Origin of the sequence: Clostridium sp. MCC344 (assembly GCF_018785365.1) — a bacterium.
In the GTDB taxonomy this organism is placed as follows: Bacteria; Bacillota; Clostridia; order Lachnospirales; family Lachnospiraceae; genus Pilosibacter.
Genome location: NZ_WQPQ01000023.1, coordinates 129,635 through 144,168, shown reverse-complemented (window position 1 = coordinate 144,168; position 14,534 = coordinate 129,635). Strand labels below are relative to the sequence as shown.

General features: G+C 50.4%; 10 protein-coding genes. 3 read left to right on the top strand and 7 right to left on the bottom strand.

Features of this window, described 5'->3' with window-relative positions:
• Positions 1-64 precede the first annotated feature (64 nt).
• On the top strand, positions 65-1,249 hold the full coding sequence (locus GPK90_RS07695) for an iron-containing alcohol dehydrogenase (RefSeq protein WP_215702656.1): 1,185 nt from the start codon (positions 65-67) through the stop codon (positions 1,247-1,249).
• Positions 1,250-1,508: 259 nt separating this feature from the next.
• On the opposite strand, the gene GPK90_RS07690 is transcribed toward GPK90_RS07695, so the two are convergent.
• From GPK90_RS07690 to GPK90_RS07665, 6 genes are all read right to left on the bottom strand, one after another.
• Positions 1,509-2,519, bottom strand: a complete 1,011-nt coding sequence (locus tag GPK90_RS07690) for an ATPase P (protein ID WP_215702655.1) — start codon at positions 2,517-2,519, stop codon at positions 1,509-1,511.
• A 139-nt stretch (positions 2,520-2,658) separates the two neighbouring features.
• On the bottom strand, positions 2,659-4,095 hold the full coding sequence (locus GPK90_RS07685) for a carbon starvation CstA family protein (RefSeq protein WP_118530942.1): 1,437 nt from the start codon (positions 4,093-4,095) through the stop codon (positions 2,659-2,661).
• A 166-nt stretch (positions 4,096-4,261) separates the two neighbouring features.
• Positions 4,262-5,077: a LytR/AlgR family response regulator transcription factor gene (locus GPK90_RS07680; protein ID WP_215702654.1), complete on the bottom strand. Its 816-nt coding sequence runs from the start codon at positions 5,075-5,077 to the stop codon at positions 4,262-4,264.
• Between the two features lie 207 nt (positions 5,078-5,284).
• A complete protein-coding gene (locus tag GPK90_RS07675) occupies positions 5,285-6,982 on the bottom strand; it encodes a LytS/YhcK type 5TM receptor domain-containing protein (RefSeq protein WP_215702653.1) in 1,698 nt (565 codons plus the stop codon).
• A 353-nt stretch (positions 6,983-7,335) separates the two neighbouring features.
• The gene (locus tag GPK90_RS07670; RefSeq protein WP_117469123.1) at positions 7,336-8,673 is read right to left on the bottom strand and encodes a dicarboxylate/amino acid:cation symporter; all 1,338 of its coding nucleotides are present in this window, start codon (positions 8,671-8,673) and stop codon (positions 7,336-7,338) included.
• A gap of 235 nt (positions 8,674-8,908) precedes the next feature.
• Entirely contained in the window at positions 8,909-10,570 is a 1,662-nt protein-coding gene (locus GPK90_RS07665) for a glycoside hydrolase family protein (protein ID WP_215702652.1), read from the bottom strand.
• Between the two features lie 309 nt (positions 10,571-10,879).
• Between GPK90_RS07665 and GPK90_RS07660 the strand changes: the two genes are divergently transcribed.
• Complete coding sequence (locus GPK90_RS07660; protein ID WP_215702651.1) at positions 10,880-12,001, top strand: DUF362 domain-containing protein; 1,122 nt, start codon at positions 10,880-10,882, stop codon at positions 11,999-12,001.
• Positions 12,002-12,116: 115 nt separating this feature from the next.
• Here GPK90_RS07660 and GPK90_RS07655 read toward each other — a convergent pair whose 3' ends face one another.
• Complete coding sequence (locus GPK90_RS07655; RefSeq protein WP_215702650.1) at positions 12,117-13,565, bottom strand: M20 family metallopeptidase; 1,449 nt, start codon at positions 13,563-13,565, stop codon at positions 12,117-12,119.
• 438 nt (positions 13,566-14,003) lie between these two features.
• Here GPK90_RS07655 and GPK90_RS07650 point away from each other — a divergent pair, with 438 nt between their 5' ends.
• Positions 14,004-14,465 carry a hypothetical protein gene (locus GPK90_RS07650; protein ID WP_215702649.1) on the top strand — a complete coding sequence of 154 codons (462 nt, stop codon included), beginning with the start codon at positions 14,004-14,006 and terminating at the stop codon, positions 14,463-14,465.
• The last annotated feature ends 69 nt before the right edge of the window (positions 14,466-14,534 follow it).

Below are 14,534 nucleotides of genomic sequence, written 5' to 3'. Positions count from 1 at the left end.
CCAAAGGTATTTCTTGCAGATCACTGCGATCCTTAGTATACTTGATCTATCAGGAGGGTGTCTTATGTTTAATTTTAATTTCTATACCCCGACCCGCGTCGTATTCGGAAAAGAAACCGAATACCGGATCGGAAAGCTTGTAAAAAATGTCAACTGTAAAAAAGTCCTGCTCCACTACGGAAGCGGCAGCGTGATCCGCTCCGGTCTTCTCGGACGCATTAAGGAATCCCTGGACGCGTCCGGAGTCACCTATGTGGAGCTTGGCGGTGTTGTCCCAAACCCACGTCTTTCCTTAGTCCGTGAGGGGATCGAGCTCTGCAGAAAGGAGGGCGTTGATTTTCTCCTTGCGGTAGGCGGCGGCAGTGTCATCGACTCCGCGAAAGCCATCGGTTACGGTCTCGCGAACGACGGTGATGTCTGGGATTTCTATGAGCACACCCGTCAGGCATCCGAATGCCTTCCGATCGGCGTTGTTCTGACTATCGCGGCTTCCGGAAGTGAGATGAGCAACAGCTCTGTTATCACAAACGATGAAACACTGGAAAAACGCGGCTACAACAATGATATCTCCCGCCCTGTATTTGCTGTCATGAACCCGGAGATCACAATGACTCTCCCGCCATACCAGACAGCCTGCGGCTGCACCGATATTCTGATGCATACCATGGAGCGCTATTTCACAAACGGCGGAAATATGGAGATCACCGATGCCATTGCGGAAGGTCTTATGCGCACCGTGATCACGAACGCGAAGATCCTTGTGGACGATCCAGACAACTATGACGCGAGAGCCGAGGTGATGTGGTCCGGAAGTCTCTCCCACAACGGTCTCACCGGCTGCGGAAACGACGGCGGAGACTTTGCCTCCCACCTCTTAGAGCATGAGATCGGCGGAATGTTCGACGTTGCCCACGGTGCGGGTCTTGCGGCGATCTGGGGCAGCTGGGCGAGATATGTAATCGATAACTGTACACCGCGGTTCGCGAAATTCGCAGTGAATGTCATGGGTGTTGAACCTGGAAAAGATGATATGGAGACGGGTTTAAAGGGGATCGAGGCCATGGAAGACTTCTACCGTGCCATCAGTATGCCGACAAACTTAAAGGAACTCGGCATCGATCCGACAGAAGAACAGCTTGAGACTATGGCGAAAAACGCGAGAATCGCTGCAGGCGGCCCGAAGGGCTCCGCGAAGAAGCTGGAAGCGGAAGATATGCTTAAGATCTATCAGATGGCTGCAGGAAAATAGCAGAAATCTATCAAAATCGCATGAAGAAAACCGGGATGCCGTCTATCTGCGCAGCATCCCGGTTTTCATATAATACCATGAATCCTTGTTTTTTATAAAAAAATATGCCTTGGCACATTCTCGCGCCTCGCGCGGTCGCTTGCGACAATCTACATCTTCGCGTGAGTGCGCATCTTTGGAATTCCTCGGAATTTCCTGTTACATAAAATAAGACTGCCGTCCAACATAAGCCTACTGACACGGCAGTCAATTTTTTCATCTACACGTAATCTCTGACCAGAAAGACCGGCTTGATCGCCATGATCTCATCGAATTCCTCCTGGGTGACGGATACATCCGCGTTGGTCTTTTTCAGATCATTTTTTACTACGTCAAACGCGTCCTCCACAGACTCGGCGCGCCCCTCACGGACAGCACGCTGCATCCGCTCTACAGTCACCGGATGAAGGTAACAGGCCGGAACCGGAAGTCCGAGATGGAGACTGTCCACATAACCCGTAACGGCTTCTTCCGCCGCCGCAAGACGTTTTTCGATAGCTTTCCGGTTATTCGTACTCGTCGGCATGACATTCGCTCCGGAGAACAGAAAGATCGCCGCCATTCCAAAGAGGACAAAGTATACGGCAAACGCGTCGTGATTCATAAAGGAGAATACGCCGTATGCAAGCGCCGCCGCCCCCATGACCACCATGAATAAAGCGAGCCATTTGTAAAACGGCTTTGTCTTCTCATACGTTCTCTTTTTCTTTGCCGCGTTGGTGAGCTCTGTGAACAGGGACAGACGCTTCGTGAGGGCTGCTTTTGCCTGCTCCAGAACATTTACCGTCTCCTTCGCCTGCTCTGAGAGAGGAATGAGACGTTTCTCCGCCTGCTTTTTCTCAGCTTCCGCAAGGCGCTTTTCCGCCGCTTCACTCACGGTCTTTATCTGCGGGAACCGCTCCTTCACGGATGCCACGAAAGCGTCCACCTGATCCTCATATTTAAAGTTGCACTGTTTTTCCTTCCCATCCCCGTAGACAACCACCAGATACGGCATGGTGGCAAACAGGCCTTTTCCGGTAAATCCGCCTTTGCTCATCGCCACGCGCTTAAAGACACGGGAGACGGAAGATACCGGGATGTAGAAGCGCCGCTCCAGATAAAAGCTGTTGAGGTATAATGCCTCTTTTCCGATTCCGCAGGGACCGATCTTCTTACAGTGCTTTTTGTCCTCTGAAAGAATACTCTCCGGAATCTCTTTTTCTCCAAGTTTTGCCGGTTTTAAGAACATAACTCTCGCCTCCCAAATACTGAATAACCAGTATAAGCTGCCCTCAGCCTTTCACCGGGGCAGCTTATACTTTCTGCATCATCTGCAGTCAGACACTCCCAGCTTTGCAGCCTGTCTTTCGTGTCATTATAATCTTACATTATGCTGTCTGTTTCTTCGTTGCGCGGATGAAGATTCCAAGGAATACGACCGCAAGTACGATACCTACCGGGTACGCAACTGCAGTACCGAGGTTTAAGCACTCTTTTGCACAGAAGAAATATGTCATGGAAACAGCGCTCATGAAGGTTGCCGGAACTGCTGTGAGCCAGTAGTTCTTCTTTGCCTTGTAGAGGTACATGCTTGCTGTCCAGAGAACGATCATAGCCAGTGTCTGGTTTGTCCAGCTGAAGTATCTCCATACGATGCTGTAATCCATATGTCCAACGATAGCGCCGATTCCAAGTAACGGTACGCAGAGAATCAGACGGTTCTTCCAGTTCTTCTGGTCAACCTTGAACCAGTCAGCAAGTGTTAAACGTGCGCTTCTGAATGCTGTATCACCGGAAGTGATCGGGCAGGCGATAACACCTAACATAGCAAGAGCAATGCCGACACCGCCCATAGTCTTCTGGCAGACATCATAGATGGCTGCGGACTGACCGTTCTTCATGATCTCTGCGAGACCTGTGTTTAAACCACCTGTCACTTCGTAGAGAGAGCATCCTGCTGCTGCCCAGATCAGGGCGATAATACCTTCACATACCATTGCGCCGTAGAATACGAAATGACCCTGTTTCTCAGATTTCATACAACGCGCCATAAGAGGTGACTGTGTTGCGTGGAAACCGGAGATCGCGCCGCAGGCAACGGTGATGAACATGAAGCTCCATACCGGTGTTCCGCTCGGATGCATGTTTCTGAAATTGCTCCAGATCTCCGGGATCACATATTCCGGTTTTGTGAAGATACCAAAAGCAACACCGAGTGCCATGATGATCAGGCAGATACCAAAGATCGGATAGACCTTACCGATGATCTTGTCGATAGAAATAAAGGTCGCGATAAAGTAGTAAGCCAGAATGATCCAGAGCCACATCTCTTTGTTTACGACCAGACCCTGTGCTCCGCCATTGCTGAACAGAGTTACGATCAGACCGGCCGGACCAACTGCGAAAACAGTACCGACCATGACAAGAAGTACAACACTGAATACACGCATCACGTTCTGCATCAGGCCGCCGAGGTAGATTCCGCATACCTCTGAGATCGAAGCACCATCATTTCTCTCGGACATCATGCCGGAGAAGAAGTCATGAACACCGCCGGCAAAGATCGTACCGAAGGTGATCCACAGAAATACGATCGGTCCCCACAATGCACCCTGCATGGCTCCGAAGATCGGGCCCAGACCAGCGATATTCAGAAGCTGGATCAGAAAGAGTTTCCATTGGGGCATGACTACGTAGTCGACACCATCGTTGATTCTGACTGCCGGTGTCTCTCTGTCATCCGGACTGAAAATGTTATTTACGAGGTTGCCGTAAACAAAGTAACCTCCGATCAAAAGTGCCAGACAGACGAGAAAACTAATCATACAAATCCCTCCTTGAATATACATTATGCTTATTTCTTTTTCTTCAAGCAAATGCATTATAGTATATTTTGCACAATATTTAAAGGTGGCCTGCATGAACAGCATGGTTATCTGCACAAACAGCACTCCTTTCGTCATGAACGGAGTGCCGCAGCTTCTCTTTCTGTCAGCTGATCTTCAACAACTGTTTTAATGTTTTCAGTTTTTCTCTTCCCACCGGGAGTTCCCGGCTCTCATACCCCTTCATATGTACAGAAAGTCCGTTTCCGCTGCCTGCGAAAAGTTCCGAAATAAATGACAGATTTATAAGATAGCTCTTATGGATCCGGAAGAATCCGAAGTCCGCCAGCTTTTTCTCAAGTTCTCCCAAAAGCTGGTTGACCTCATAGGATCTCGATGTGGTATGGACCACACACCCGTGTCCGTCGGTCTCCGCATACACGATCTGGGCGATCTCCAGAAACAGGATTCCGTGGCTGGCCGTCACAGGGATCTTGCCGAATACCGTTGCTTCGCGCCTCTCTTCCACACCTGCGTTTTCCTGCTCTGCCCCCTGTTTTTCTGCTGCTGCCGGTTCCGTTTTTTCCTCCTGCTCCTCCATTTTCCCCGCGGGATCACGTTTTCCTTCCCCAATGCATTTTTTCACAACATGGTGCACCCGCTCCGGATCGAACGGTTTTAAAATATAATCATCGATCTCCATCTCGTATGCTTTCGCGGCATACTGGGAATAGGCGGTGGCAAAGACGATCTTCGCCCCGGGAAACAGCCGTTTTGCCGTGGCCGCCAGCGTCGTCCCCTCCATATCCCCGAGGTCCATATCTACAAAGATCAGATCAAACGAATCCGCCTCATTAAACATCTTTAAGGCGTCCGCTCCGCTCTCTGCTTCCGTGATCTCACAGTCCGGACGCACTTCCTTCACCCTGCGGATCAGCATTTTTCTTGCCGGTCTCTCATCATCGATCACTGCGATCTTCAAAACATCTCCCCCTGTCTCTCATAGTTTCCCCAATGTATAAAATAGTCCGGTCGTAACTGTTCAGTAGGTCTGCGCACTTGCTGCGCTGACCGTAAGAAAACATAGGCTGGAAGGCAAAAATCCCATCAGCGAAGCTGATCTGGAATGGATTTTTGCACGTAACTATGAAGGTACTGAATAGTTACGTCCGGTCACAGTATTTTCCTGTCAGCTCTCTGCCTGATGCGGAATACAGAACGAAACATCCGCCCCGTCATCTGTATTCCGGATCTCCAGCCCATAACGCTTTCCGTATGTACTCTTCAAACGCTCATTCACATTTTTTAATCCAACGCTGCCGGTCTTGTTTCCGGTCAGGATCCTCTCTGCCTCTTCCGGTTCAAAACCTTTTCCATGATCCCTGACTCCGATCCTCACCAGCTCCTCCCCGGTCCCGCTCTGCACCCGTTTTGCCGAGATCTCCACTCTGCGCACCCCGTCCGCGCTGTTTCCATACCGGACAGCATTCTCCACGATGGGCTGCAGGATAAAGGACGGGACCTGACAGGAGAGACCGTCTTCCACGTTGATCTCCACCCGGAGCTTCTCCTCAAATCTCGCCTTCTCGATCTCCAGATACGTCCGGACATGGTTGATCTCCGTATCGATATCCAGCATGTACTGGTCGTTCTCCAGAGTCTGACGGTAGTAGGACGCTAACGTTAAGATCAGGTCACTGGCCTTTCCCGCATCCTCATCGCAGATGCAGGAGATCGTATTCAGCGCGTTGTAGAGAAAATGCGGGTTTACCTGAGACTGCAGCGCCTTAAACTCCGCTTTTTTCCGCAATTTCTTCTGATATTCTACATTGTAGACCCCTAACTGTGTGGAAAACATCTTCGCAAGTTCCTCCAGAAAATCCCCGATGCTTCGTTCCACACGGCGTCTCTTTTTCACGACAATGGACAGACTTCCGATCTTCTCATCTCCGGTCATGACCGGAACTGTCACCGTCACGAGGGAGTGAAACAGCGGCCGTATCTCCTCATCGAGATCTTCCTCCCAGATACATTCTGCTTTCATTCCTTTTGCCGGTCCTGTCAGATGTTCCAGAAACTTTTCCCGGCGGAAACGGCTGTCATCGATCAGGGAACTCACCGCCAGAACTTCCTTTTCATCCGTGATGATCACCGCCTGACATGGGATCTCACCAAAAATGATATCAGTCACAGCTTCCATATTTTCCCGCTTTCCGAAACCTTTTCTCAGATAGACGAGACTCTTGTCCGCGATCCCCATGGAAAGACGCATCCGCTCCGCAAACAGACTGTCCTCTCGCATATATACCATATCAAAGGTCTTGAAAAAGAGCACCATTCCCACAGAATTCATGACGATCATCGGGACGGCAATCTTTCCCACAAGCTCCATGGCCGCGCCGAGAGGCTTCGAGATCATCAGAATGATCAACATCTGCAGGATCTCCGCCTCTGCAGTCAGGAAAAACAGATCGACGCTGTCCATCTCTCCTGCCTTGTACTTTTTATAGGCCAGACTTCCCAGCACGCCTTCCACCAGCGTCGAGACCGCGCAGGAAGCTGCTGTAAAGCCGCCAATATCAAACAGGAACCGGTGGGCTCCGGCGATGAGTGCCGTCATCATTCCGACAAACGGTCCTCCCAGGATCCCCGCGGTCAGGACGCCGATGACGCGGGTATTGACGATGGCCCCGCCGGTCTTTGTCCCTGTGTAGGTCGACACGATGCTGATGGCACCGAAGATCACTGCCAACGCCATCTTCTGGATGATCGTGCTGCTCTCTCCCCGGAACAGCTTCCGCACCGATGCCATATTGGTGAGCAGCGTTGCCAGAAGCACCAGCAGTCCGATATTTAAAAGCATGTTGAAAAACATGGTTCCTGTCATAAAGCTCCCCCTGTCCCCGCAGACTGAATGTTCTTGTCTGCCTCTTTCACATGTTTTTATCATATCACATTTTTCTGTTTATTTGTTCAGAAAATGTCAAGCGGAGACGCATCACAGGCACGCTGTTTCAGAAAAAAGAATGTGCCTTGGCACATTCTCGCGCCTCGCGCGGTCGCTTGCGACAGTCTACATCTTCGCGCGAGTGCGCATCTTTGGCACGTCAGTGCCTTTTTATGTAACAGGGAATTCCCCGGGATTTCCTGTTACATAAAAAAGCTCCGGAAGACCTGGGCTTCTTCCCTCAGGTCTTCCGGAGCTTTGCACACCGACCATAAACCAGTCCGGTATTTTCCTTATGAATTGTAGATATCCTCGTTTAACATTCCCTCGGATTTCGCAACGTAGATTGCAGTTGCGGAGTCGCCGACAACGTTAAGCGCCGTTACTAACATCTCGATCGGGCGGTTGATCGCAAGGATCAGGCTGTATGCTAAGAGTGCACCGTCGTTGATGTAGCCAAGACCGGAAAGGATCGTGAACAGGATGATCGCGCCTGCGCCCGGAGCTGCCGGTGTACCGGCGGATGCGATCAGGGCTAAGAGAGCGATCACAATGAGCTGGGACAGGGTTACATCGTAGCCTGCGCAGCCTGCGATAAACAGAGTCGCAACGACCTGCATGATCGCGGTACCGTTCATGTTGATGGTCATACCGAGCGGAAGTACGAAGGAAGCGATCTTCTCATCAACACCGAGCTCCTCTGTGGTCGTCTTCACGTTAAGCGGAAGAGCAGCCGCACTGGAGGAAGTGGAGAATCCGAATACTGCTACACGGAAGATCTTCTTTGCGAACTTCACCGGATTCTGCTTTGTTGTAACTGCTACAAAGATCGGGTATCCTACGAAGAGGAATAAGAGAAGCAGGATAACGGTTACGACAACGTATGCCAGAGCCGGTTTTAAGTGATTGATTCCGTATGTCGCGAATGTTCTTGCAAGGAGAACGAAAATCGCGAACGGACCGAACTTTGTAACAACGTAGTTTAAGAATACAACAACGATATCGTTTACTTCTGTGATGAGCTTCTTTAATGTTGCGCTCTTCTCGTCGCCGACTGCCTTCATGCAGAGACCGAGGGAAACCGCTAAGAACACGATCGCGAGAACGGAAGTGTTTGTGCTGAATACCGCTGTGATATTGGACGGAACAATGTTAAGGATCACATTTAACGGGTTGGAACCGGTAGATCCGGCGGAACCTTCAAGACCCTCCACCTGAATATTGAATACACCTGCATTGTAGATCATGATTCCGACTACGCATGCCATAAGTAATGCAAAGAAAGAGCAGATCAGGAAACCTGCGATCGTTTTTACGGAAATTCTGCCGAGAGTTCTTGTATCGGAAATCTGTCCGATCGCAAGTGTGATGGATGTGAATACCATCGGTACGATGACAAGCTGTAAAGAACGGATAAACAACTGACCAATAATATAGAAGATACCGAGTGCCTTTTCAGCGCCTGCCGCTGTGATGTCCTGGAACAGGATGCTGTTGATCGTTGCCCATACGGCTTCCTTGCCTGTGCTGTTGAGGTTTTCTCTTAAGAACATTAACAGAAGACCTGCTACCAGACCGCAGACGAGGGAAATACTCATTCTGACAGCGAGTGAACTTTTCTTTTTCTCCATGTAATCCTCCTTTTTTTAACCGCGCAACACACCCGGAAACATAAGCTTTGGGGCGGCTCTCCAAAACATTCCTGATGTGCGGACACAGGCTTAGACTCATTGCCCGCATAAAAATCTCCGGGACACTGACAGGTTTTTATCGATCCCTGTCAAACTATCCCGGAGATTATATCGTAGTCTGAGCAATTCCGCAAGTAGGAATTTCAAATTTCTTTATGTTTTTTTTACAGAAATTTTATTTACTGGAATCGGCTGCCGGAACAGGCTCCAAAGTCTGTGTCTGATCCAGTGCCGCATTTAACTCCCGAAACGCCGCCGCAAGATCCTGCTCGTTGCCGTCTGTGTCATAGATCCTGCCGTACTGCTCGTGGGAATACATTTTAATATTGTCCAGTGTCACGCTTCGGTCTGTCGTGATCGAGAGATTGTAGTTTTCCTGCCACGGGATGGAACACTCATAATTTCCCGCTTCCGTCACCTGGACCGACTTTTTAGCGTCACCGATCTGGAAGGTGACCTTCGCTGCACCGTTCTTCGGTGCCGCCCAGAATTTTACATAGATCTTGTCCCTTTTTCCAAGACGCCCATGGACATTCTGGCTGAGCACACTGTCTTTTGCCAGAGTGACTGCCTTCGACCCGTCATGTTCCGTTTTCTCAACATTTCCGGTAGTATCCCACCCCGTGAGTCCCAGCGCGAACTGACCATTGTATACACAATCATTTACATAATTCCGGTATACCCAGAGACCGTAGCCGCAGGTGGTATCTTTTAAGATCGGAGCTGATCTCTTCACAAAGTCCGCCACCTGAGACTCCTCGATCTGGGTATTGTAGGAGAATGCCTCTGTGGAATCCGCATATAGGAACTGCTCCATAAAATACTTCTTTCCGCTCTTTTCCACCAGACCGTTCATGCTGTTCTGCATGGATGCCAGCGCTGTTTCCGCGGAAATATGGTCTCCTACGTTCTGCTGTCCGAGGGACACGCTGTACATAAGAGCGGAGTACTCGGCATCGGCACACGGATACGTGGCGGAGTGGGAATAGTAGGTATAGCTTCCGTCCAGCTGGTAGATCGGGTCTCCGTCGGACCGGACCTCCATGGATAGTCCGGGGAACACTCCCTGACTCTCGGAGAGGAGCTTATTTAAAAAGCTGTCATAAAACTCAAAAAACAGCTTCGCCTCCGGGCGCTTTCTCTCCGGGATCCAGATCTCGGAATAATCCTGGAATGTCTTTCCGTAGACCGCGCCGACCTCCGCAAGGGAGTAGTGGGCCTTCAGGTAATCCTGATATCCGCATCTGGATGCCAGACGGATACTGAGGGCTCTTGTGAGATCCCGGTCCATATTTGACGTATAGTCCCAGAAGTCCTCCCAGGTAATAAATCCACCCTGAAAGTTCCCGTAGTCGGATACCCGGTCATAGATCGTCTTACAGTAATCCAGCCACAGCTTCCTGTCACTGCTTCCGTCCTGCACCACACCGGCATATCGCTCCGGAAGGGACGCGTCACCGCTGTAATCCCAGCAGTAACCGATCCGCAGCGTCACCATAAGTCCATGGTCATCCGCGCACTTCATGACCTGATCGAGTTTGGCGAAAGCAGCCTCATTGTACATATTTCCCATATCTCCCGGCTGAAACTCTCTCCACGGGATCACGAGAATGATGCTGTTGAAGCCGTCCGCCTTGATGCGGGCAAAATTTGCCCCCATGTTGTCATCCTCTGTCCCCCAGTAGTTGATAGGCCAGGCATCACCGAAGTAGGTCACGGATTTTAAGTATTCCGGAAACGCCGCCTGCGCTTCCATCCGAAGTTCAGGGATCCCCGCCATCAGGGCTGCGGCGGCCAAAAGCGCTGCCGCTGGTCTTGCCAGTTTTCTTATGTTCATACGATCACCTTTTATAACTGTTCTTCACAGCTTCCTTTTTTGTTTCTGGTATGCATCGGCACACACCGATTCCCGTTTACTATACCACAATGTAAAAATTTCTGCAAAATTTATCCTAAAAAAATTCCGCAAAATTTATCCTTGACTAATTTAAGACTTACGGGGATACTTTTATTAGAAAGATCGTAACGGTTCAGCAGGCTGCGCGCTGACCGCACTGGTCGCGCCGGCCGTACTCGCCGCAGTAAAACGCAGACTTTACGGTAATGGAGCGTTGCGAAGTATTTATTAAAGGAGGACTTTATAAGCATGGAAAAATCAACGGTTTATTTTACCGATTTCCGGTGTTCGGTTGGAACCAGCCAGTTGGACAAGCTGAAAAAGCTCTGCGTTGCTGCAGGAATCAAAAACATTGACATGGACGGAAAATTCGTCGCGATCAAAATGCATTTCGGTGAGCTCGGAAATCTCGCCTTCCTTCGTCCGAACTACGCGAAAGCCGTTGCGGATCTCTGTAAGGAACAGGGCGGCATGCCGTTTCTGACCGACTGCAACACCCTGTATCCGGGAAGCAGAAAAAATGCTCTGGATCATTTAGACTGTGCAAACCTCAATGGCTTCAACCCGATCTCCACCGGCTGCCAGATCATCATCGGTGACGGTCTTCGCGGAACTGACGAGGTGGAGGTTCCGGTCGTGAACGGAGAATACTGCAAGACGGCCTTCATCGGCCACGCGATTATGGACGCCGACGTCTTTATCAGCCTGACCCATTTCAAAGGTCATGAATCCACCGGTTTCGGTGGTGCCATCAAAAACATCGGTATGGGCTGCGGAAGCCGTGCCGGAAAAATGCAGCAGCATGCAAGCGGAAAGCCGTCCGTCCGTGAGAAGCTCTGCCGCGGCTGCAGACGCTGTGCAAAGGAGTGCGGAAGCGATGCTATTACATATGTAAATAAGAAAGCCATCATCGATTATGACAAGTGCAAAGGTTGCGGCCGCTGTATCGGTGCCTGCAGCTTTGATGCTATCTACAACCCGAACTACAATGCCAACGAGCTTTTAGACCGCAAGATGGCAGAGTACGCGCAGGCTGTCTGTTATGACCGCCCGTGCTTCCATATTTCCCTTGTGCAGGATATCAGTCCGAACTGTGACTGCCACGGTGAAAATGATGCCCCGATCCTTCCGGATATCGGAATGTTCGCAAGCTTCGATCCGGTGGCTCTGGACCAGGCCTGCGCGGATGCCTGTCTGAAGGCAGCTCCAATCGCCAATAGCCAGCTTGGAGAACATCTCTCCCAGCCGGGATGGCACTGCCACCATGATCATTTCAAGGATTCCAACCCGAATATCGAATGGCAGGCGACTCTCGATCAGGCGGAAAAGATCGGTCTCGGCACGAGACAGTATGAGCTGAAACGGATCTGATCGGGATTTTTCATAAAAAATGGGGAGGAGTTCCATTTTACGGAACTTCTCCCCGTTTTTTATGTACAACTGCAGCGCGTCATTCCGTTCACGCTCAATCGTATCAATCAATTTTTTACATCTTCATTCCAATCGCTCTCGGCTTGCATCCGTCCGGAATCGGGCAGTGATAGGTGTCGCCATCCAGCTCCTCCTCCATCTCCGCTTTCGCCTTCGCGATGATCTCCGGATCCTCATACATATCGATCGCTGCGCCTGCCATTGCCTTTGCCGCGTAGATCAGTCCCTTGTGTGCCAGTCCGCTCTTGCCCTGGGAAACGACCTGCCAGGAGTGGCCCGGTGTTCCAGCCGCCCATGTAGCAACGTAGGCCTGAGCAGTCGGACAGTTCCAGCTCACATCACCGACGTCCGTGGAACCGAAGGACATGATTCCGTCCGGATTGAACGGAGCGACAAAACGGTACATGCTCTCGCCCTTATGGGACAGGACTTCCGCCTTAGCTGCTTTGTCCTTGCAGCTCTTCGCGATCTTCTCTAAGGACTCAAAACGGCTGTCGCCAACGCCCTCACTGATGGCTTTGGCAAACTTCATCTCCTCTTCCGTGTACTCCGGAGCACCAAGCTCTACAAGGTTATCCCAGAGTTCCTTTGCGATCACTTTGTTGCTCATGAGGTTCGAGCAGCCCTTTACGAAATCGATTTCCACACGGGTCTCTGTCATATGGGCAGCGCCCTCAGCGATCTTGTTGACACGCTGATAGATCTCCTCCACCTGACTGTTCTTCGGGGCACGGATCAGATACAGAACTTCCGCGTACGGCTGTACAACGTTCGGGGAGTATCCGCCGGTGTTTGTGATCGCATAGTGGATTCTCGCCTCCGGAACCACATGCTCTCTTAAGAACTGTACACCCATGTTCATAAGCTCCAGCGCGTCAAGGGCGCTTCGTCCAAGATGCGGTGCGCCGCCTGCGTGGGCGCTCTTTCCATAGAATTTATACGCTACCTGATAGTTTGCGAGGGAGCTTCCCGTGTCGGCCTGCGTTAAATCTCCCGGATGCCATGTGATCGCGGCGTCAAGGTTTGCGAACACTCCGCCTTTCGCCATAAATGCCTTTCCGGATCCGCCTTCCTCACCCGGGCAGCCAAAATAGATCACGGTTCCCGGTTTTCCGCTTTCTTCCAGATACTTTTTGATTCCGATCGCCGCGGAGAGGGACGCTGTGCCGAGCATGTTATGTCCGCAGCCGTGTCCGCTGGCGCCATCATGCACAACGATCTTCTCGGTAGCTCCCGCTTCCTGATCCAGTCCGGACAGGGCATCAAACTCGCCTAAGATACCGATCACAGGTTTTCCGGAACCGAATGTGCCCTTAAATGCTGTCTTTACGTCCGCAAGACCTGTCTCAACTGTAAAACCTTCTGCTTTCAGAACATCGCAGAGGATCTTCATCGACTTTTCTTCCGTGAAGGCAGTCTCCGCGCAGCCCCAGATCTCGTCGCTGGCGGTAAAGATCTCGCTGGATTTCTTATCAATTTCTTCCCAAGCTGTCTGTTTTCCCATCTCCATATCACCTTTCTTGTACATGATTTCCGGCTGTTGTCCACGCTGCCCTTTCATTTTCCGATCAGGCAGCTCTCAAAATTTAATTTTCGAGTTGTTCTGAATTTTTATATGAATCCCAACCAGTTATCAATAATTATACTATCGCATCCGTCAATGCGCAACCTTTTTCATGTTTTGTGCCTAAAGTAAATGTATCATTTCGGATGTTCGCAAATTTTCCCTCTATTTATTTTGGTTTTCTCAGCTTTCCCTGCCGCACATATTTTCTGTTCTGACTGCGCGAAGAGGGGTGGAATTTAATTTTGCAGGTGGGGCTTCTTACTGTTGGCACATCCTCTTCTTGAAAACTGCTTGCGCTTTTATACCTGCGATGGTATAATTTACAGGTAATGCCCTGTGATACAGGGCGAACGTGAACACACTGGAGGTATCCACATGAACTGGAGTATCGTAGCAAATGTCATTCTTGTCATTCTCCTGATCCTTGTCGTTGTCCTCGCTGTGCTTTACTTCCTCGGACGTAAGATGGAAAAGCGCCAGGTAGAACAGCAGAGCGCAATCGATGCCGCTAAGCAGACCGTGAGTCTGATGGCGATCGACAAGAAAAAGTTGAAAATAAAGGAAGCCGGACTCCCGCCGATCGTTTATGAGCAGACTCCATGGTATGCAAAGCGGATGAAGGTTCCGGTAGTAAAAGCAAAGATCGGCACAAAGATCATGACCATGATCGCCGATGAGAAAGTTTTCCTTCAGCTCCCGTTAAAGACTGAGGTCAAAGTTGTGATCAGCGGTCTCTATATCACAGAGATCAAATCCGTTCCGCGCGGAGGACTGATCCCGCTTCCAAAGAAGAAAACGATCGGTCAGCGTATCAAAGGAATTTTTAAAAAAGACTAAATCGACAAGAACAGACGAAACAAAAGATCCGCTCACGGAATGGCTGGACAAGCCATCCGATGGGCGGAT